This window comes from Oleiphilus messinensis, assembly GCF_002162375.1.
In the GTDB taxonomy this organism is placed as follows: domain Bacteria; phylum Pseudomonadota; class Gammaproteobacteria; order Pseudomonadales; family Oleiphilaceae; genus Oleiphilus; species Oleiphilus messinensis.
Genome location: NZ_CP021425.1, coordinates 2,397,825 through 2,417,892 on the forward strand (window position 1 = coordinate 2,397,825; position 20,068 = coordinate 2,417,892).

Genomic DNA, 20,068 nt, shown 5'->3' on the forward strand with positions numbered 1-20,068 from the left:
CGTTACACATCAAACAGATTTTGCAGTTCTGCCGATAGCGTTTTTCGATCAATCTTGCCGTTCGCGTTATGGGGAAGACTGTCTTTCAGAACCACTTTTTTGGGTACCATAAATGCGGGTAGCAGCTTTTGGCAGTAGCGAATAATTTCCTTTTCCAGTTCTTCATGGTTTCCGTTGGAGGCGCTGCCGTTCAGGTTCGGGGTTGCAGCGATCACAATAGCCTGACCTAGATCCGGGTGAGGAATCCCCAGTGCGGCGGCTTCGACAATATAACCGGAAGTGTAAATCGTTTCTTCCACCTCGGTTGGGCTCACGCGATAACCTGATGTTTTGATCATGTCATCTTTGCGGCCAACAAAAAACAGATAGCCTTCCTCATCCCGATATACTGTGTCGCCAGACCACACGGCAAGTCGCTCAATAGTGATTTCACGGATCGGGCTGGGCTCGGGTTTGAAGCGCTCCGCTGTTTTTTCGGGAGCATTCCAGTAGCCCAGACCCACCAGAGGTCCGCTGTGAACCAGTTCGCCCGGTTCATGTGGAGCACATTCGCTGCCGTCCTCACGCACAACAGTTATTTCTGCATTGGGAATGGCTTTACCCATGGATGTGGGGCGAGTGTCCACTTGAGCCGGTGGAAGGTAGGTGGATCGAAATGCTTCCGTAAGCCCGTACATTAGATAAGGTGATGCATTGCTGAAAATGCTGCGCAGTTGCTTTAATGTGGCCTCAGGCATTGCGCCCCCGGAATTGGTGAAGTAGCGCAACGACGCCCCCGCATTCTCCGCCCAGTTTAGTTTGACCAGCTGTGCCCACAATGGCGGAACTGCGGCCAATCCGGTTACTTTGTATTTTGTAATCGCTTTAGCAATGTCGTTGGGCAACAGGTAGTCTAGCAATACACAGGTTGCACCCACATGAAAGCTCGTAGTCACCTGACTCAAGCCATAGTCGAAACTGAAGGGGAGTACGGCTAACAGCACATCGTTACCGTCATTTTTTAAATATTCTGATACGCTCTCAGCACCCACTACCATATTACGGTGGCTTAAAACCACGCCTTTGGGATTACCAGTACTGCCTGAAGTGTAAAGTATCGCGGCCATGTCTGCATCCGTGACGGGACCGGGATGTTCAGTGGTGGTTAAGGTCTCCGAAAGCCAGTCCTGCCACATTTTTACCTGACAATGTCCCAGTTGGGTTGCCGGGTAGTCGTCGATGCAGATGATAGTGTGCAGGTCTGAGCAATGTTGCAGTTCATCTTCCAGCATTTTCAATCGGGCTGCATGTGTAATTAACACCCGGACGTTGCAATCCCTGAGAATGTAGCTGACTTGAGGCGCTTTCAGCAGCGGATTTACGGGGACGAACACACCGCCGGCCTTTGATGTTCCGAAAATACTGGCCACCGTTTCGAAACGCTTGGGCAGAAAAACGGCGACCCGGTCAGAGCGGTTCAAACCGTTGTGTTGCAGTGCTCTTGCCACATCCAGAGTGAGGGCATGCGTTGACTGAAAGCTGAGCACCTCATCTTTAAAGCGTAACGCGGGTTTGTCTGGGTATTGTTGTGCCGATTTTTCGAGTAGGCTGTGTATAAAGGTTGTCATTTTACTTCCGGGTGTAATGGTCTTTGATTCAGGCTCGAATTAAACACAGTTGATCCGTTATAGTGACTGACCAGAAAGCGGATTAGGGTCGGCTCCGGTCAATATCCTTTCTGGCGAATGACGAGATACGTGACTGTGCTTTATCTCCATTTAGGTTAGTTTAGCGTTTATGTGCTGTAATGGAATAAGCTATCCTTAGTTCAATGCATTTCTGTGACCAGAAGTTAAAATCTGTGAATACACCGCAGACAGGATTAACTCTTTTGGCCAGACATGCTTCATTCTACATCACTGTGCCAGAACACAGAAGCACAGGGAAATGCTTTGCCATAATGCGTTGCCAGATCTCTGTTATCCGGGAGAGGCGCTTGGTTATGGCTTTTTCGGGGTTGTGATGGATATTCGGTTAAATTTTCGCGTTGATGCACGTATGTATTCCTGCTGCAAGAAGTTAGGTTCTACGCTTTGGTATGCCGTCGGGTTGTTTTTTACATTACAGTATTCGGGGATAGCTTTTGCTGATCCGCTTTATCAATTGCCGGATACCATTCAAAAACTGAAACCTTCAATTGTTGGTGTAGGTAGTTACAATAAACTTGCTGCGCCCCGCAGTGTTGTGAAGGGCACGGGTTTTGCAATCATGACCGGGCAACATATTTTAACCAATTATCATGTCATTGCGGGTACGGAAGCCGTTCAAGAAGAGTCTCTGGTTATTTTTGTCGGGCAGGGGAATCACCCTGAAGTGCGACCCGTGCGCACAGTTGCTCATGATAAGGCGCGTGATTTGGCAGTGCTTGAGCACAGTGGCGCTCCGATACCTCCGGTAACGATTAGCGATCAGGAGGTTTTGCGTGAAGGGGATACAATTGCGTTTACGGGGTACCCGATTGGAGCTGTACTTGGCCTGTATCCGGTGACCCATCGAGGCATCATAAGCAGTATTACGCCGATTGCCATACCGGCCAATACTGCCCGGGGACTCTCCGCAAACCGATTGAAACAGCTTAGAAAACCCTATTACATTTACCAGTTGGATGCGACCGCGTATCCGGGTAACAGTGGTAGTCCACTGTATGATCCAAAAACCGGGTTGGTGCACGGAATTTTAAATAAAGTGTTTGTCAAAGAGAGCAAGGAAACGGTAATTCAAAATCCCAGTGGAATTACCTATGCAATTCCACTAAGTTCAGTGCAAGCGTTATGGCAGGATCTGGTTAAAAAATAGCGGATGATGACGGGCTCAGAATGTGCAGAATATTGATCGCTTCGAGGTTTGCATACTGTACTGCATTATTGATGTTGTCATAGTCCAGCTCGAGCCGCGTCATTAACTGTTCGGACACCAGCTCCTTTAGCGGCAGGCTCTCAGGATCTGAGATAGCGTGAGCGGTTCGCATACCGATATTAAGTAGAGAGGCGTCGACCATAAAGCTGCTTTTTTCTGGCTCATGTGCAAATTCGATAGCGTTGTAAAGCTCTGGTGGTAGTTGCCACCGGCGTAAGAGTTGAGCAGATAATTGGTTGTAGGTAAATCCAAAGTGTTCCTGTTGCAACGCCCAGGGCAGTTTTCCCGAATCTCTTTCGGCGCTGGCTCTGGCCTGTTCGGGGGCGAACTGCACGCAAATCAATTCCCCAATATTCTGCAGTAATCCCAGAACGAACAATCGCTCCCGGTCGCGAAACTGGATTTGCACACCCAGTTCTTTTGTGACGAGTGCACAATCGACGCTTTCCCGCCAGAATCGTTCAACATCGATTACGTTTTTATCGATGTTCTTGAAGCTATCAACGGCACTGTTGGCTAATGCCAGATTGAACAGGGCATCGGAGCCAATGATGCTGACCGCGCGGGAAATGGTGTCGACTTTGGAGGCAAAATTATACAGCGCGCTGTTGGCGATTTTGAGCAACCGGGAAGTCAGCGCGGGATCGATGGAAACGACATCTGCAATGTCTGTCAAAGAGGAGCTTTCATCATATAAAAGCTCTTGAAGTCTCAGTGTTGTGTCCGGTAGTGAGAAAAGGTCTTTTCCCTTGTTTGCGAGATCTTCAATATTTGCCACGTTTTTGCCTGCCTCAACTACTGTACAACGCTACGATTAATTTAAGGTTAGCTCGCCAGGCCGGCTTCGCAACAAAAATTTGTGTAATCCCGCGCTATTTTGTGTAATCCCACGCCATTTTGTATAGACGCATCAAAATGAGGACGCTCGCGCGGGTTACAGTCAGCCAAGCTTGGCCCGGCTCAGGGGGCGTTAACGTTCATATTGTATTTGTCGGTCAGGCTGTACAGGGTTGGGCGGGTCACACCCAGTAGTTTGGCTGCACGGGACATATTGAATTCGGAGCTTTCAAGTGCCTGTTTTATCGCTTTTTTCTCCGCATCTTCCCGAATCTGGCGTAGGTTGAACATTTCACTTGATCGGTCTTCTATCTGGCCAAGTTCAAGGTCTTCAGCCACGACCTTTTTGCCATCTGCCATTATCGTTGCACGTTTGACCTTGTTGATCATTTCCCGGACATTTCCTGGCCAGGAATAGCTGCGAATGGCGCAGACTGCATCATCACTGAAGCTCAAGTTGCCTTTGTCCATTTGTTTTGAGAAGGCTTTAAGCAATGCTTGGGCAATGACAATAGAATCTCCCTCTCGTTCGCGCAGGGGCGGTACATTCAGAGTGATTTCGCTGATGCGGTAATAAAGATCTTCCCGGAATTTTCCTTCAGAAATAAGCTGTTGCACATCCTGGTGGGTTGCGCAAACAACCCGGAGATCTACGGGGATCTCCTTGACGCCGCCAACGCGTTCAATGACGCGTTCTTGCAAAAAACGGAGTAACTTCGCCTGCAGCGGCATGGGCATATCCCCGATTTCATCCAGGAAAAGTGTACCGCCGTCTGCCAGTTCAAATTTTCCTTTTTTCTGAGCGGTGGCTCCGGTAAATGCGCCTTTTTCGTAGCCGAATAATTCACTCTCCAACAAGTTTTCAGGGATGGCTGCACAGTTAATCGCAGCAAACGATTTTTTCTTGCGCGGACTCATATCGTGTACGGCTCTGGCAAGCACTTCTTTCCCCGTCCCGGTTTCGCCAAGAATAAGCGTCGTGACATCGGCTGGGGCAATCTTTTCGACGGTTTTACAGATCGCAAGCATTTCCGGGCTGCTGGCAATAATGCCCTTCAGGCGCGATGCCTGTTGTGATTCCGAGAACTCTTTATTTTCTCGTTCCAGCTCCGCTATTCGAAAAGCTCGATTCACCACGAAGGACAGGATTTCGCCATCTACTGGCTTTTGATAAAAGTCTGCAGCGCCCAAGCCGATGGCTTTAACTGCATTTTCCTTTTCTTCTCGCCCGGTAACTACAATTACTTTAGTGTCTGGAGCCAGCCTCAAAATATCCTGAAGTGTTTGAAAACCCTCTGAAGACCCTCCGGGATCGGGTGGCAAACCCAGGTCGAGAGTTACAACCGCAGGTTCAACGCGACGTAATATGGATAGTGCGCTCTCCCGATCATCTGCCAGGTGAACTTCAATATCCTCGAAACACCATCGCATTTGACTTTGCAGGCCGGGATCATCTTCGACTATTAGCAGTTTCTTGGTCACTGTTCTGAGCTTCCTTTTCGTCTTGATTGCGTAAAACTTTATACTGAAATTAAGGATAGTTCTATTGTTGTGGGTCGTTCTTCGGTTATGGGTTCGTATTTAATCGCTTTACTCATGCCCTTGGCGGAAATCGAGTGGAATATGCAGTGTAAAGCAGGTGCCGATGTTAATCTGGCTGGTCACTTCAATGTTGCCGCCCAGTCGTTTCAAGTACTCGCGACTCTGGTAAGCGCCGATGCCCATGCCGGTGAGGCCTTTGGTGCTGACAAATGGTTTGAATAGCTGATGTTTGATGAAATCCTCGCTCATACCGCTGCCGTTGTCCTGAATGAATATGTATGCCATCCCCTTGTTCTTTTTCAAGTTGATCGTGACTTCACCATCTTTTGGGGTGGCATCTTGAGCGTTTTGTAATATATGCCCGATGACGGCGTAAAGTTGGTCGTTGTCTGCGCGGACATGCACCACTTTTTCTGTGCAACTTAATACCGGTTGCGGTTTCCATTTCCCATGGGCGTCAACCAGTCGGTTGAGTAATGCAACCAGTTCTATAGACTGGGTTTGATGCTGAGCCTGAGGGTTTCGAATCTGCTGTAAAAGGTGCTGCATCTTGTCTACGGTATGTTCAGTTGTTTTGATCATATCATCGACAAAGGCTGGATTGTTTTTGAATTTGTGGGCATTCTGGGTCAGCAGTGACAGTTGCGCAATAATCGTTTTTAAATCATGCACCATAAAAGCCGATGTTCTGTTCACTGCCTCGAATTGCTTGGACTGGGCCAGCTTTTCCTGATAAATGTTTTGGGCCAGAAAGCTGCAGGCCTGACTTGAGACAACTTTAATCAAATCGTAGTTTTCCCAATTTAATTCAACTTTTGTGACGGGTTCGCTGATGACCACAAATCCGTGTAGCTCTTCAGATGCATACAAGGGCACAATAAGCCACGGATCACTTGTGTTGGTTATACAATCCGGAACATCCAGGAAATTGTATTTAGTTGGATCACTGCCGTACTCTGCAAGGTCGATAATCCAGTTATTTTGCTCAAAGTAGCGCACAATCTCGCTGGACTGGTGGATGGTATTGTGCTTTGGTACATTGAAATTTACGCTGCATTCCAATGCCAGATTGTTATCTTCGTCTTTCAGCCATAGTGCACCGGAGTGGCTTTCCACCAAGCCGCTGATTACACGTATCACGCGTTCTTCCAAAGGGCTTTGTTCGCCCTGATTGGTGAGCGTATGGGTGCTCTTTAGCCACTCTTCCCGATAATCATATTTGTAGTCGAAGAAGTTTTTACTGATAAACAGCATCACCCGCGCACGGAAGGGCTTCGAGCTGATTAACAGAATCAGGATCAGGGCGGCCAGGGAGAAAAAGAGAGTTTGCAGGGCTTCCCCCCAGGTACCGCCAAAGGCTCTGATGTAATAGCCACCGGTCGAAATCAGGAGCAAATAGACCCCGGCGAGGAACAACGTGCTGGTATGGAACACGATTTGCCGGCTGACCTGGACTTCAACCGGTTGTTTTCGGGAGTTTATCAGGGTGATTGCAATGAGCGGCGCGACCAATGAGTTCACTGCGCCTCGCGCATCCCAGAATGCACTTGAAATCATGCCAAACAGCAGTGCGTCGGAGTACAGGAAGAAGTCATAACCAAATATGAAAATGAGCGAAACACACAGGTATTTTGCACTTGTTCTGCCATATACCGATGCATTTCGCCAGGCCAGCTCCAATAGCATGAGGCCGATGACTGATGAGGTGATCTGGCCGGCGAGCAAAACCGTGCCGCTGATGAGATTTATCGCAAAGAATCCTTCGATAACTAAAAAAACCAAGAGCAAGGCGTAGAAAAAGAATATCGCGCCCTTCAGTGTTTTTCCTGTGAGTTTTTGATCGCTGGTGCCTTTTTCAAACTGGAAAATGGAAACCAGAACGAATACCCATGCGATATTCCTGCAGAGTTCAAGGCCATAGCGTAAATGAAAGGAGGGATAGCCATAAACTGATTGACAGGCCAGTGCCAGCATCCAGAACGTTGTGATTGCACAGGCCCAGAGCAGTGCTTTGTCACTGGAGCGTCGCAATAAACCTTTTGCAATTAAGACGCTTAACAGCCCAAAAACTATGGCGCCAGAGAGGTGGCTGAGGAAACCGAATTGAATGTCCATATTAACCGAGGAATAAAATCAGGAAGGTTACCACAGTTTTGGTGTGCCGCTAAGGTTTAGCTTCATCTAACAGGCAAAAGGAGATAAAAGATGTGAACAGTGCGATAGGGATTACGATGTGCGGCACTGGGTTTAAAAGCATACAAATACTGCTGAGAATCCACAAAGACTTTACCAGGCTTTTTTGTCTCTTGTAAGACAGGGTCGCCCGTCGGCGATCAGCATGAAGCGGATCGGGTATGAGTTGCAGGTTTCTTTTATACGTAATCAAGTGCGCTGACATACGTAAAAGATAAAACACAGATCTCATACAGGCCTCTTAATCTTGTCATCTCGTCGACGTTTTTAGTATCCACCTTGCAAGCTTAGTTTAATCTCTCCTGTACGTCTAACTGCTGGCTGTTTTTTGATCATTGTGCAGCTAGCCTCGGGACGAACCCGAGGATAGCACCAGGGTCGCGCTGGAAAGGGACTCATTCTCGGATTCGAATCAGTATTCGCCTTTGCCTTGCATCAACTTTCGTTCTTTATAGTAATTAAAAATATCGGACAGGGACTTTTGTGGTCTGAAATTATAGGTTTTGTTAAACAGGCGTCCGTCGATCACAACCGGATATTTGAAATAGTTAACCAAATAGGTTGGAAACTTCTTCAAATTAAAGGTTTTGATAATCATTTTGGGTAATACCGGGGGGATTGACGGAATTTGAACGCGTTTGCAGCCACTGCGTAACAAGGCGTCTTGATAGGATACCCAGTCATCCGGTGCGACGTTGTAGATTCCAGGTTTGATTGTCTGGAATGCCAACACAATTGCATCAGCCATATCATCGATATGAATAAATTGCATAATTGGTGAAAAGCCCAGGAGCGTCGGAGCATATTCGCTGCCGAGAATTTTACTGATGGTATTACGCACTTCCGGGCCAACGATATTACAGGCACGTAAAATCGTAATGTTCAGATCCGGATATTTCCACAGATATATCGTGGACAGGTTTTCAAGCTCGACCGAATCGATGAGATCCATTGTGAGCTCGGCGGCTTTGAGCGGAGCCTGTTCATCAATCAGTGCCGGGTTGTAGGGCATTGCGCCGTAGACATGGTAGGTCGAGAGTACAAGTACCTGTTTGACCTCGTATTTATGACAAAATTCAAATAATTTCTGAGCACCGAGTACATTCGCATTGTAGCGGCGCATGCGGGTTTCCTGGCTGGACATGATTCGGCCCAAGTGGATTACCCCGGTAAAGTTGTACTTTCGGAAAAGGTCTTCGAAGCCACGTTTGTTAAAGTCAATACAATAACTCGGGATTTCATCACCAAGATAGACTTGTTCCCGAAAATCCACAGCAACAATGTTAGCGTTTTCCCGAAGTCGCTGGATGACCTGCTGCGCGAGTGCACCTGCGGCCCCGGTGATCATAATGGTTGGTTTGGTTTTGTCCATTTTTAAAAGATCCCCTTCCTTTCCTGAAGGCCTTTGTCAATCAACTCCCGAATTACGGTTTTTACTTCTTCCACCCGTCCGGTCACCTCATCTTCGGTCGCATTATCATTGGGGTAGGTCATGGGTTTACCAAAATTGAGGTGAACCTTGGCCGGAAAGATAACCGGTAAGGCCACCGGAACATAAGGTACGCCCAGCATTTTCGCAAGCGGCTTGATATTGGCAATTGCTGGAATAGTTTCTTCGCAGCCAACGATGCCCACGGGAATAATTGTTGCGTTGTTCTGCATGGCCAAATGGAGGAAACCGTTACCGAAGCGTTGCAGTTGATAGCGATCCTTATAGAGCTTACCGGAACCGCGAATGCCTTCAGGAAAAACGATGACTGCCTCGCCGTTTTTCAACATTTTGCTGCAGTTTACTGGATCACCAAGTACCGCGCCTAGCTGATTCAGGAAGTTGCCGAGCAGGGGAACCGTTGGGAAAAAGCGCTCGATCATGGCTCTCGGCATTCGGGGTTTTTCCTGGCGCGAGGCAATGGAATAAGCGACGAGCATGCCATCAATGGGCAACTGCCCGCTGTGGTTGCCGATGATTAAAACGGGGCCTTCTGCCGGAATATTTTCCAGTCCTGTGGCTTGTACTCGGAAATAGGTGTTGTACACATGCTGAAACAGTGACATCACAATTTTGCTTGTTTCAGTGTTATATCCCCAGGGGTCATATCCGAGAGTACCTACAGGTTTGTTAACCTTACTCATATGTGCCTCAAACTCAGGCGAGACCAGTTTTCTGGTCAGATAGGATTTTATACCCATTACACAATCCTTTTTGGGCTGGTAGTGTCAGAGGATGAAGTTGTTGCGTTTGTGACTGCGTATTAAATGCAAGAGCGTTTAGTTTTACCTGAGTCTGGATTGTCTAACAAGAGGTAAAGTGCAAAAAAAACGAACCAAATAGAAAAAACCCGAAACCTGGGGAAGGATTCGGGTAAGAGTGTGAGTAGTATCCATGAAAGACTTCCTACCTAACTGGTCGCATTAGCTTGTGACCAGTTAGGTTAAGTATTGATCAAAATTAGGGGAATTCAAATTGAGTTGGGTGAATTTTAATCATATTTTCTTATAATAAGGCATCATCTGAATCGGTTGAATTATAAACCGTCGTTCAGAGTGTGGTATATGGTCTGGGTTTGTTCTCGCTTATACCGTCGGGCGGATTGGTCGGAGAGGCAGTTTGTTCTATGAGTGGATCCTCTTCCTCTATAGACCAGGGTAGTTGACGATAGGCCGGGCTATCACTGAGGTGGGCAAATGGATATTTGATGATGTCAAAATACGGCGAATAGTCAAAATCGCTCGGGGTACACAATTTGGGGTTTCGGCGATAGTATCGGTAATTGCGTTCACCGCTGCGTTTTACCAGAGGGAGAATGGGGTATTGTACCGAGGCGAAGGCCTCTGCAATCATCGTAGAACAAACTGTTTTAGTATTTTTGCCGGGATGTCGGGTAAACAGGCTTGAGCGCCAGCGTCGGGGCATGACTGTCCATGGAAAAAGAAGCCGCGCCAAGTCGAATATTTGTCGAACATCATAGTCATTACCAAGCTTACTGACCGCATAGTTAATGATTTTTTGTGCATCGCGATAGGTCAGGTCCCGGGGGCGGCACACTCGGATATGGTCCCGGTCGTAGACAGACAGGGGCCTGACAATGGTACCCAGGCCCAGTTCACTTTCAATAATCAGTTGGACATCGGGCTGGCCATCATAAAAGCTTTTGATGCGTTGCCGGCTCATGGGGTGTTCGATGTCATGAATTTTGCCAATGTAGATCGCCGCGTGGGACCAGCGGCTCTGTGTGATTAGTTTTATCACTTCACTGACGCGGCTGCGCCCTTCAATCAGGATGACATCCCCGGGCTTGACCTCAAACCGCAGCTTTGAAAAATCGCTCATGGGGACTTCATGGGGTGGCCGCTCATAGACGAGCCACTTCACTAGAAAGTTCGAAAACGCTTTCATCGACCACATAGCACCACCCGAAAATGCAAACCCGTTACAGCTTGAATAAACCGCAAGCCAATGCACTGCGCAAATCTTGCATGTCTATACTTATATATAGCTCAGAACCGTGACGGACACAGGGTATTTGTCTGAACTGTGCGGTGTATCGCCCGGTTATTCGGTTTGGTCAGTTGCCTCCCGCTTCCAGTGTTGAACCGCAACCTGTGATTTTACAGCTTCAAGCACTTCTATTATCAACTCTCGTAACGGCTCGTCATTGACAGAAATTTGATCCGAGGTTGTTAGCAACGTATCGGTTAATTCTGCGACCAATGCTTTATTGTCGGGACTGGAAAGATCCTTCAATATGTTCTCGATCGTGTGAAATACGATATCCGCGATGGCATCATTTAAGGTGCCGGCAATCAGGGGGCCCAAAACCGGGGTGCTTTGTATGCGGTCTATTTCAGGATTGTTATAAACTGCCTCCGAGACGGTGTGTTCAATATATTTCCGCAAATCAGTATGTTTATCATCGAGTATCTGGCGGGTTTTGTCTTCAATTGCGTCTGAAATCCATTGGATGAGTAGTTGCTTTCGCGGTATTAGAATATTGTTGATAATCTCGTGAAACAGAGGGGAACCGTGTTTTATTTCTCGTTGGCTCCCTTGCAAGACATTAATCACAATGCGATCCGACAGCTCCTCGATAATAACGTTGTAGTAAAATCGGAAAAAGCGGTAAATCCGGTTGTTGGTAAAATCTACAATCCGGTATTTGTGCAACCGGTAACAAATCGAAAAGACGCGAAGAAACCGAAGAAAGCGGTAGGGGCCAACGGGTATACAGCCCACTAAGTCGTACCAATGAACAAAGGGATAGAAGTACCAGCGAAAATACTCCTTTTGGTAGATGCTGATTATCCACCGGATCAAAAACTCGGTCAGAAATATCGAGACAAAAGTCAGGTCAACCAACAGAAAATTGTTATGCACGGGGTGGTAATAAGTGTGGACGATGGGCAGGAAGCCGATAATCCAGTCGTGAATAATTCCGATACCATAAAGTGTATCAATAAGAATCCACAGTAGATTGATGATCAAGAGACCAAGCATCAGCATATCGATGATAAAAAGCGGCAGCTGGTGGCTTGAAAGCAAATTTTCGCGATTAAATTTCATATCATTCTACTCAACAGTCCTGAAATGCAAATATGAGGCTGCTTGATTTGTGTGCAACGGTTTTACAATAAGTGCAGTGCGTCAATTTTTAGTATTCGAATAGGGGTCGTTCAGGTTTCAATCGTATGCAGCATTAACATATAATGTTGATGTGTCATTTGCTGTCATACTATGTGGAATTGCGCTAGGTTTATGCGGTCTATTCATCAGGGCAATTCCCTTTAATGCTTCATTTGGATACGTCTGGGTCACGCTGGCGGAAACGGAAAATCGGGTCTTAAGTTAGACTTAAGTTATAGCAAAGCGATGGATTACTCTGGATTGAGCCGTCCAATCGAGTAGCCAGACAGCAAATCGAAATAATTACAATGAAACGATCAGTGCCTGTTCGTTTTGTATCAATACACCGACGTTATAGCAAGGCATTATTTATGTCAGAAAAGCAAAATGAAGAGAATCATGAGCATTCAAATCAGCTGGCGGAAAAGATAAAAGACTCTGCTCGACAAATTTGGCTGGCTGGCTTGGGCGCATATACGAAAGCAGAAGAAGATGCGGGTAAGATCTTTGATAAGTTAGTCAAAGAAGGTGAAGAAATTGAGAATAAAACCCGCGGTGCAGTGGGTAAGCGAATTCGCGCCGTTGAAGACACCGTAGGAGAAGTAAAAGATAAAGCCACCGGAACCTGGGATAAACTGGAAGGTTTATTTGATCAACGAGTATCTGCGGCCTTGAAACGTTTGGGTATACCCAATCACACTGAAATTGAAGACCTGCTGCAGCAGATTGATGATCTTAAACAACGTGTAAATACGTTGGAGAAAGAGAAATCTGATCGATAAAATCATGGCGGCACAGGGGGGAGATTGCAGTTTTCTGCTCTCTGTCCCTGATGTTTTTCGTTACTTTTTTGTTCTTATGCAGATCCATTTCAATTATTCAGTGAAAAAACGTTCGATTCGGCGAGCTTGTAATTTCGCATCCTGATAGCCGAGTGTAATCAGATCGCGGCAAAAATCCCCTTCAAATAAAATATAACTGGCCAAACTGCTCCCTGTGTTCGCATTGTCAGATGACCCGGTCAAGCGCTGGATGTTTTTTGGTAGCGAGTTCTGGTGTTTGTGGGCAATTTCATCGATAGGTTGACTCGGTGATATTTCAAGTAAGTCGAGTGGTTGCAGGGGAATTCCGCGGGTTTTCCGGTCTTTGTCCGGGATTTCAGTTAGCAGTGAATTGATGAGGTGGGCTCGATCGATATCGTGTTCGATGGTGTCAATGAACACGCCGTTCAATACATGCTCAAGTACATTCGACAAGGAAGGGTAGTTGAACGTGCTCTGACGCTTGGGGGTCACCGTCTTATTGGCCGAAACCCCGATAATTAATATTTTCTTTGCCCCAAGATGGATGGCTGGACTCAGGGGAGCCATTTGCCGTATGACGCCATCTCCGAAATACTCGCGGTGAATCTTGATCGGTGGAAAAACCAGCGGAATGGCCGAAGATGCCAGCAAGTGTTCAATTGTCAGGGTTGTCGAGACCCCCAAGCGCTGACCGAGGTGCCAACTGTCGATGGAGCCGTCTGACTGAAAAAAGTTTATACTCTGACCGCTACGGTAGCCGCAGGCTGTCACGCAAACCGAACGTATATCGCCGTTTTCGATGGCGGTTTTCATCGCGTCGAAGTTAATGTGCTCTTCCAAAAAAGGCCTGAGCGGCGCGTTGTCGAGCAATGATGCAGGGTGGTCTTCGCTTTCACCCCGCATGAGTGATTTGGTAAAGTGGGCCAGTCGCCGGGTGAGACCCCAGAGATCCGTCCGATAGACTTGTTCCGTTTTGATCTGTGACCACAGTGACTCAATACGGCTGATATTGTGTCGAAATATATCGCCACCCGAGGCCAGGCCGATGGCATTGATAGCGCCTGCCGAAGTACCGCATATGATATCAAAAGGATAGTGTAGATCTGGACAGATATCCGAAATGGCTTTTAATACGCCGACTTGATAGGCTGCGCGAGCGCCACCGCCAGTTAATATTACTGCTTTTTGCTGGTCAGTCATTATTACTATTCTATAGTTATTGTAACGGTCAATCTGCAGGGAATTAAAGCGTGACCATTATTTGTGCTTGGCAAAGTGCCATATCATTTAAAATAGCCTATTCGTGACAAAGTAGCCCGTTAAGAGTGCAAAATAATAGCGTGAAAGGCTTCTTTACGTCCGTTAATCCACTATCATAGGTAGAACATTAAGCCACCTCACAGAGCTGTAGACCCAAACTGAATCTACCCGAATTGCAGTCTCTTTTGGGGTGGGCTCTCCCCGCATGATGCCCAAGAAAGATAATCAATTTGCGCGCATTGAGTTCAGTTGCCTTCTGGTCAAAGCGCATGATGCCAAGCATCGTATCGCAAAAGGTCATCGTACAGCACATCGCTGTTTTTCGAGTGGATAGCGCTTTGTCGAGTATACGCTGCGCGCTGTGACACATAAAACGCTTTATGAGTGCCGCCGCAATCGCCGCCCAAATTAACCCGGTTGCTACTGATTCCTTGCCGGTATCAAAGCACCGCAGATTGGCATAGGATTTCCACTCTTTGAACAACAATTCGATTTGCCAGCGTAACCGGTAAGCCTCACTGACCTCGTCCAGAGAAAACTGCGTTTGAGGGAGGTTGGTGATCAACCAGGAGAATTTCTTTTCCTGCTTGATCCAGCAAGCGATCAATCTCGCGGTAATCGTGTGCTTTCCTTTTTTCCAGGAAACAATTAGTTCCGTACGTTGTCGCTTGAGTAATTTGCCTTGAACAGATTTCAGCGGCTTTCCCTGCACGTGCTTCAGCATTTTGCCATCTTCCCGATGAGCAGATACAACGGTGGGGTTGATGTTGTTCTTGCATCGTGCGACATAAAACCCTCCAGCATCCTGCAGATCTTGAAACCATTCCAAATCAAAGTAACCCCGGTCAACCAGTAACAGACACCCAGATAGAGTTTGTGGCTCAGGGAGGTAATCCCGCTCGCTGGCTGTGTCGGGCGTCAACGAGATAGTGCATGGTTGGTCTGCCAAAAGATCCATGGTCACCTGAAGCTCAACTGCGGCAGGACTGACGGTTTTGAAACGGCCAGGAAACGACTTCTTCAACGAATCCTTCACGGCAAATGAGCTGCCATCTTGAATCAGGATCTGTTTAAACTGATGAAAAGAGTGGCCTTCCGGGAATGCCAGTGCAGGCTGCAACCAGTCAGTGAGAAGTGATGACAACACTTCCCGCATGAATTCGGGAAACTCTGGTTTCGAAAACTGGTTGTGAAAGGCACGATAAGTGATGTTGCTGTCAGACCACTCACAATATCGACGCTGAATGTCAGCTACACTTTCAATGGTGCTAGACGCCATTATGGCAACCAGGCAAGTCACTAGCTTGAAAGGCGTGATTCGTCTTTGCCGAACACAGAAATCTGCCTGTTTTGCGATTTCAGTGATCTTTTCTGGATTGAAGGAGTGGGTGAGTTTTTCGAGAAATGTGGTAAATTTACGCTGGTTCATTCTGCTTTAAGGTCGGTTGATTGTTTGGCGACTAATAATCTACCTTATCGCAGAATAAATCCATAATAATATCATTGGGTTATCCTATATTTGCGCTTAATGTTCTACCTATGAATCCACTATAATAGTGGGCTGAGTTCTGAGACCTCAGGGGCCTATGGATGCGGCCTGGTGCAGAACCGGTATTTATTAGAGTATCCCAGGGGTTTTTACCCGGGAAGAGAGGATTCTAAGATTGATTAAAGTGTTGATAGTTGACGATCATGATCTGGTGCGCGCCGGCATATCCAGGATGTTGTCCGATGAATCCGGAATAGATGTCGTTGGGGAAGCGCAGTCTGGTGAAGATGCTATCGAGTTTGTCCGGGAAAATGTGCCCAATATTGTTTTGATGGATATTAAAATGCCGGGCATAGGGGGTCTCGAAGCGACCCGCAAAATTAAAAAATTCAATGACGAAATTAAAATTATCGCAGTCACGGCGGTTGCAGACGATCCCTATCCTTCGCGGGTAATGCAAGCCGGAGCATCTGCGTTCATCACCAAAGGTGCAGACATTTCCGAAATGATTCGTGCTATCCGTGTGGTGAATTCCGGGCAACGCTACATAAGTCCCAGTATTGCGCAAAAAATGGCCTTGAAGCCGTTCGAAAAGGAAGCAGAAAAACCGGTATTTGATAAACTGTCGGAACGGGAAATGCAAATCGTAATGATGATAGTCAACTGTTACAAAGTTCAGGATATTTCTGATAAATTGTGTCTCAGTCCGAAAACAGTGAATAGTTATCGTTATAGAGTGTTCGAGAAGCTGGGCATTACCAGCGATGTTGAGCTCACCCTGCTGGCAGTGAGGCACGGTTTACTGGATGCAGAAAATATTGATTGATACCCGTTTTGAGTGACTCAAGTTCTACCCAGTTTAACGTCAAATCATTTCTGAAAGGCCTTTCCCAGCGCCCTGGTGTGTATCAGATGTACGACCAGGATGGGGCTATTCTTTACGTCGGCAAGGCTAAAAATTTAAAAAATCGTGTCTCCAGCTATTTTCGTAACCATGGGTTGGCGCCCAAAACTCAAGCGTTGGTTGCAAAAATCGCCGATATCCAGATTACGGTCACCAATAGTGAGACCGAGGCTTTACTGCTTGAACAAAACCTTATTAAATCTCTTTCCCCCCCGTATAACATACTATTACGGGATGATAAATCTTATCCTTATATCTTTATCGACGAAGCTAATCCGTTTCCAGCGCTGACATTCAAGCGGGCGCGAAAAAAGGGGAGGAAAGGCACCTACTTCGGGCCGTTTCCCAGTGCGGGCGCGGTTCGGGACAGTTTGAATCTGCTTCAGAAAATTTTCCAGGTGCGCCAGTGCGATGAGAGCTTTTTCCGCAATCGGGAGCGTCCTTGTCTTCAGTATCAAATCAAGCGCTGCACAGCACCCTGTGTCGGTTTGATATCCGAAGCAGAGTATCGCGAGTCGATCCGTCATGCGGTTATGTTTCTGCAGGGTAAGAGTCCAAAATTAATAGCGGAAATTCTGGATAAAATGCAGCAGGCGTCTGAGGCGTTGGCGTTTGAACAGGCCGCGATGTATCGGGACCAAATCAATCATCTGCGTCATGTTCAGGAGTCTCAGGCGATAGAGGGAGGGCATACTGACGTTGATGTAATTGCAATTGCTGCTCAATCCGGTGCTGCCTGTATTCAGGTAATCTTTGTTCGCGGTGGGCGGGTATTGGGGAGTAAGAATTATTTCCCCAAGCTGTCCCTTGAGGAGGACCAGGATACGATTCTGGAATCATTCCTTTCCCAATTCTATATCGGCGGTCGTCTGGTTCGGGATATGCCCCGCGAAATCATTTTGTCGCATTCATTGGATAGTATGGTTTCCCTTGAGGGGGCGTTGGAGGAAGTAATCGGACGACAGGTACCGATTAGAGGGAGTGTTAGAGGTGATCGACTTAAGTGGTTGAACCTGGCGGTAACCAATGCTGATATCGCATTACAGAGTCACCTTGCCAACAAAGAAAACTTGTTTCAGCGTTATCGCAGTTTCACTGAGAGCCTGGGAGTGGGCGATGTGCCGAATCGGATTGAGTGCTTTGATATCAGTCATAGCCATGGTGAATCGACAGTGGCCTCCTGTGTCGTCTTTGGTGTGTCCGGAGCATTGAAAAATGATTATCGTCAGTACAACATCGAAGATATTACCGCTGGCGACGACTATGCCGCGATGGAACAGGTATTGCAGAAGCGGTATGGCAAACTGCGTAATCAGCCGGAAAAGATGCCGGATGTGATTCTAATAGATGGGGGTAAAGGCCAGCTCAATATTGCATTGCAGGTTTTTGAGCAGTTGCAGATTGAGGGGGTGTTACTGCTGGGGGTCGCCAAAGGGGTGACTCGAAAGCCTGGGCTGGAAGTTATTATCAATGGTGATACGGGAGCAGAGGTTGTGCTTGCCTCCGACTCGCCGGGATTGCACTTGATTCAGCAGATTCGGGATGAGGCCCACCGCTATGCAATTATGGGTCACCGGCAGCGCAGAGATAAAAAGCGCAGACGCTCTGTTCTGGAGGACATTGAAGGTATCGGCCCAAAGCGTCGCCGAACTTTGATCCAATACTTTGGCGGGTTGCAGGAAATAAATAAGGCCAGTGTAGAAGAAATTGCTAAAGCACCCGGAATCAGTCAGAATCTTGCGCGAATAATCTACGACGAGCTCCACAGGGATCAATAAGGCACCGCGTTCCTTTGTTCCTTTAGCCACTACATTACATGTCATCGGGCGTTACAATATCGCTACAGGTGAATCTAGGTTCACCTGAGCCCAAGACGAATTCAAATTTAATAGCTGTTTTTACTATGAATTTACCCAATATCCTCACATTTTCCCGTATTTTAATGATTCCGATTTTTGTACTGGTGTTCTTCATACCTTGGAAATGGAGTTATATTGGTGCTTCAGCACTTTTTGCCTTGGCGGGGGTGACAGACTGGCTTGATGGTTATCTTGCCCGTCGCTGGAATCAGGCGACTGCCTTTGGAGCCTTTCTGGATCCAGTGGCAGACAAGTTGATGGTAGCGGTTGCGTTAATGGTCTTAGTGCATGACCATGCTTCCATCTGGGTCACGTTGCCATCCGTCGTCATTGTGGGTCGAGAGATCGTGATTTCGGCATTGAGAGAGTGGATGGCAGAGATGGGGAAGCGGGCGAGTGTTGCCGTGTCTTACCTTGGTAAGATTAAAACCGCATGCCAGATGATTTCGATTGTGGTTTTGCTGGCGAATGAGCCGAAAACAGACTATTCGTATTTTGGGCTCGCATTACTCTATGTTGCCGCGGTGCTGACCTTATGGTCTATGATTATCTATATTCGTGCTGCATGGCCTGATTTATCACCATTTCGAGCAAAGAATGATCTATCTGAAAAATAAGAAAAAAAGTTAAAAATAAACGCTTGACTTACAGAAACAAATCAGTAATATAAGCGCCCACAACGACAGAGCACAGCACAAAGCGCTTCTAGTCAGTTTCACCACAAGTAGCGAAACAATAAGCTACTCAGAGTGAAGCGGTTAAGATGAGTCGCAGTGTGAAGGTCGAAAGATCAAGCAGATGTCGATTGTTCTTCAAGTTTGAAGATTAGCGGGAATAGCTCAGTTGGTAGAGCACAACCTTGCCAAGGTTGGGGTCGCGAGTTCGAATCTCGTTTCCCGCTCCAATTTTCTCAAAACGGACGTTACAGTCTAGCGAATTCCAGTTTGGTTGGAGTGATTTCGCACAATAAAAGGCGCGGTGGCAGAGTGGTCATGCAGCGGACTGCAACTCCGTGTACGCCGGTTCGATTCCGACCCGCGCCTCCATTCTTTTAGATCTATATCAATCATATACAAAGCAATCCATCGTGACGCTTTTCAAGTGCGAAAAAAGTGCGAAAATAATCTGAAAATAAATCGTTCCCTCTGGTATCTGGATGGACAATATTGCTCTCATCCTCGCAAACTTTTCAGCGCGCATTAGCCACGGTTTGGTCGTTTAATCAAGCGATAGCGGTTCCTCAATTATCTCTCATAATATTTAGTTTCAGTCTAGGTGACAGAATCGCGGCATTATTGTTTGTATAGTGCTGAGTGCTGAGTGCTGAGTGCTGGAAGAGGAGTAGATTGATGGGGTCAGGTAGGGAGAGTGAAAAAAGCTGGCCCAAATGGACCAGCTGAGCTGTGATACACCAGAGGAAATGGGGAATGTACCCATATCTAATGTAGGATTACAGGAGACCAACCCTGTGATTCAAATAATAATCATTATCATTTGTTCTTGCAAGTTGTTTTTGTTCACAAAATAAAACTTTCTGCGCTTGGTTTTAAATGCCTGCTTCCGGTAATGGTCGAATTGTCTACTGGCGTAGTCAGTGTTGGTGGCGAGAACTGTTTTGTGGTTGGTGATCTGAGGGGTGGCGCTGTACTAATAGAGGTGGCGGGT

The 20,068-nt window shown here is 47.0% G+C and carries 15 protein-coding genes and 2 tRNA genes; 7 read left to right on the forward strand and 10 right to left on the reverse strand.

Annotation, left to right across the window (positions count from 1 at the left end):
* Positions 1 to 2: 2 nt before the first annotated feature.
* Positions 3 to 1,607 (reverse strand): acyl-CoA ligase (AMP-forming), exosortase A system-associated, encoded by a 1,605-nt coding sequence (locus tag OLMES_RS10500; RefSeq protein ID WP_087461228.1) that lies wholly within the window; start codon positions 1,605 to 1,607, stop codon positions 3 to 5.
* A gap of 319 nt (positions 1,608 to 1,926) precedes the next feature.
* On the opposite strand from OLMES_RS10500, the gene OLMES_RS10505 reads away from it, so the two are divergent.
* Positions 1,927 to 2,835 (forward strand): S1 family peptidase, encoded by a 909-nt coding sequence (locus OLMES_RS10505; protein ID WP_232465311.1) that lies wholly within the window; start codon positions 1,927 to 1,929, stop codon positions 2,833 to 2,835.
* Here OLMES_RS10505 and OLMES_RS10510 read toward each other — a convergent pair.
* The 7 genes from OLMES_RS10510 to OLMES_RS10540 form a co-directional block, all read right to left on the reverse strand.
* The gene (locus OLMES_RS10510) at positions 2,825 to 3,673 is read right to left on the reverse strand and encodes an HDOD domain-containing protein (protein ID WP_087461229.1); all 849 of its coding nucleotides are present in this window, start codon (positions 3,671 to 3,673) and stop codon (positions 2,825 to 2,827) included. The two genes, OLMES_RS10505 and OLMES_RS10510, sit on opposite strands and share 11 nt — an antisense overlap.
* A gap of 182 nt (positions 3,674 to 3,855) precedes the next feature.
* Positions 3,856 to 5,214, reverse strand: a complete 1,359-nt coding sequence (gene prsR / locus OLMES_RS10515) for a PEP-CTERM-box response regulator transcription factor (RefSeq protein WP_087461230.1) — start codon at positions 5,212 to 5,214, stop codon at positions 3,856 to 3,858.
* Positions 5,215 to 5,322: 108 nt separating this feature from the next.
* On the reverse strand, positions 5,323 to 7,389 hold the full coding sequence (prsK, locus tag OLMES_RS10520; protein ID WP_087461231.1) for an XrtA/PEP-CTERM system histidine kinase PrsK: 2,067 nt from the start codon (positions 7,387 to 7,389) through the stop codon (positions 5,323 to 5,325).
* Between the two features lie 490 nt (positions 7,390 to 7,879).
* Positions 7,880 to 8,839 (reverse strand): SDR family oxidoreductase, encoded by a 960-nt coding sequence (locus tag OLMES_RS10525; RefSeq protein WP_087461232.1) that lies wholly within the window; start codon positions 8,837 to 8,839, stop codon positions 7,880 to 7,882.
* Between the two features lie 2 nt (positions 8,840 to 8,841).
* Complete coding sequence (locus tag OLMES_RS10530) at positions 8,842 to 9,657, reverse strand: lysophospholipid acyltransferase family protein (protein ID WP_087461233.1); 816 nt, start codon at positions 9,655 to 9,657, stop codon at positions 8,842 to 8,844.
* Between the two features lie 349 nt (positions 9,658 to 10,006).
* On the reverse strand, positions 10,007 to 10,864 hold the full coding sequence (locus tag OLMES_RS10535) for a YiiX/YebB-like N1pC/P60 family cysteine hydrolase (RefSeq protein ID WP_087464431.1): 858 nt from the start codon (positions 10,862 to 10,864) through the stop codon (positions 10,007 to 10,009).
* 156 nt (positions 10,865 to 11,020) lie between these two features.
* The gene (locus tag OLMES_RS10540) at positions 11,021 to 12,028 is read right to left on the reverse strand and encodes a hypothetical protein (protein ID WP_087461234.1); all 1,008 of its coding nucleotides are present in this window, start codon (positions 12,026 to 12,028) and stop codon (positions 11,021 to 11,023) included.
* 431 nt (positions 12,029 to 12,459) lie between these two features.
* Here OLMES_RS10540 and OLMES_RS10545 point away from each other — a divergent pair, with 431 nt between their 5' ends.
* On the forward strand, positions 12,460 to 12,870 hold the full coding sequence (locus OLMES_RS10545; protein WP_087461235.1) for a phasin family protein: 411 nt from the start codon (positions 12,460 to 12,462) through the stop codon (positions 12,868 to 12,870).
* A 93-nt stretch (positions 12,871 to 12,963) separates the two neighbouring features.
* Here the strand turns inward: OLMES_RS10545 and OLMES_RS10550 are convergent, their stop codons facing one another.
* Positions 12,964 to 14,091 carry a patatin-like phospholipase family protein gene (locus OLMES_RS10550; protein WP_087461236.1) on the reverse strand — a complete coding sequence of 376 codons (1,128 nt, stop codon included), beginning with the start codon at positions 14,089 to 14,091 and terminating at the stop codon, positions 12,964 to 12,966.
* 187 nt (positions 14,092 to 14,278) lie between these two features.
* Entirely contained in the window at positions 14,279 to 15,580 is a 1,302-nt protein-coding gene (locus OLMES_RS10555) for an IS4 family transposase (protein ID WP_087461237.1), read from the reverse strand.
* 235 nt (positions 15,581 to 15,815) lie between these two features.
* Between OLMES_RS10555 and uvrY the strand changes: the two genes are divergently transcribed.
* The 5 genes from uvrY (at position 15,816) to OLMES_RS10580 (ending at position 19,449) form a co-directional block, all read left to right on the forward strand.
* Positions 15,816 to 16,466 (forward strand): UvrY/SirA/GacA family response regulator transcription factor, encoded by a 651-nt coding sequence (gene uvrY / locus OLMES_RS10560; RefSeq protein ID WP_087461238.1) that lies wholly within the window; start codon positions 15,816 to 15,818, stop codon positions 16,464 to 16,466.
* Positions 16,467 to 16,474: 8 nt separating this feature from the next.
* Complete coding sequence (gene uvrC / locus OLMES_RS10565) at positions 16,475 to 18,322, forward strand: excinuclease ABC subunit UvrC (RefSeq protein ID WP_198343297.1); 1,848 nt, start codon at positions 16,475 to 16,477, stop codon at positions 18,320 to 18,322.
* A gap of 125 nt (positions 18,323 to 18,447) precedes the next feature.
* Positions 18,448 to 19,020 (forward strand): CDP-diacylglycerol--glycerol-3-phosphate 3-phosphatidyltransferase, encoded by a 573-nt coding sequence (gene pgsA, locus OLMES_RS10570; RefSeq protein WP_087461239.1) that lies wholly within the window; start codon positions 18,448 to 18,450, stop codon positions 19,018 to 19,020.
* A 211-nt stretch (positions 19,021 to 19,231) separates the two neighbouring features.
* Positions 19,232 to 19,307: transfer RNA gene (locus OLMES_RS10575), tRNA-Gly, on the forward strand.
* Between the two features lie 68 nt (positions 19,308 to 19,375).
* Positions 19,376 to 19,449: transfer RNA gene (locus OLMES_RS10580), tRNA-Cys, on the forward strand.
* Positions 19,450 to 20,068 lie beyond the last annotated feature (619 nt).

What these genes read in the sequence shown, in the direction of transcription:
- OLMES_RS10535 (WP_087464431.1), bottom strand. Translation starts at nt 10,864, where the DNA reads ATGAAAGCGTTTTCGAACTTTCTAGTGAAGTGGCTCGTCTATGAGCGG.
- pgsA (WP_087461239.1), top strand. Translation starts at nt 18,448, where the DNA reads ATGAATTTACCCAATATCCTCACATTTTCCCGTATTTTAATGATTCCG.
- OLMES_RS10555 (WP_087461237.1), bottom strand. Translation starts at nt 15,580, where the DNA reads ATGAACCAGCGTAAATTTACCACATTTCTCGAAAAACTCACCCACTCC.
- OLMES_RS10540 (WP_087461234.1), bottom strand. Translation starts at nt 12,028, where the DNA reads ATGAAATTTAATCGCGAAAATTTGCTTTCAAGCCACCAGCTGCCGCTT.
- OLMES_RS10500 (WP_087461228.1), bottom strand. Translation starts at nt 1,607, where the DNA reads ATGACAACCTTTATACACAGCCTACTCGAAAAATCGGCACAACAATAC.
- OLMES_RS10550 (WP_087461236.1), bottom strand. Translation starts at nt 14,091, where the DNA reads ATGACTGACCAGCAAAAAGCAGTAATATTAACTGGCGGTGGCGCTCGC.
- prsK (WP_087461231.1), bottom strand. Translation starts at nt 7,389, where the DNA reads ATGGACATTCAATTCGGTTTCCTCAGCCACCTCTCTGGCGCCATAGTT.
- OLMES_RS10505 (WP_232465311.1), top strand. Translation starts at nt 1,927, where the DNA reads ATGCTTTGCCATAATGCGTTGCCAGATCTCTGTTATCCGGGAGAGGCG.
- OLMES_RS10530 (WP_087461233.1), bottom strand. Translation starts at nt 9,657, where the DNA reads ATGGGTATAAAATCCTATCTGACCAGAAAACTGGTCTCGCCTGAGTTT.
- OLMES_RS10545 (WP_087461235.1), top strand. Translation starts at nt 12,460, where the DNA reads ATGTCAGAAAAGCAAAATGAAGAGAATCATGAGCATTCAAATCAGCTG.
- OLMES_RS10525 (WP_087461232.1), bottom strand. Translation starts at nt 8,839, where the DNA reads ATGGACAAAACCAAACCAACCATTATGATCACCGGGGCCGCAGGTGCA.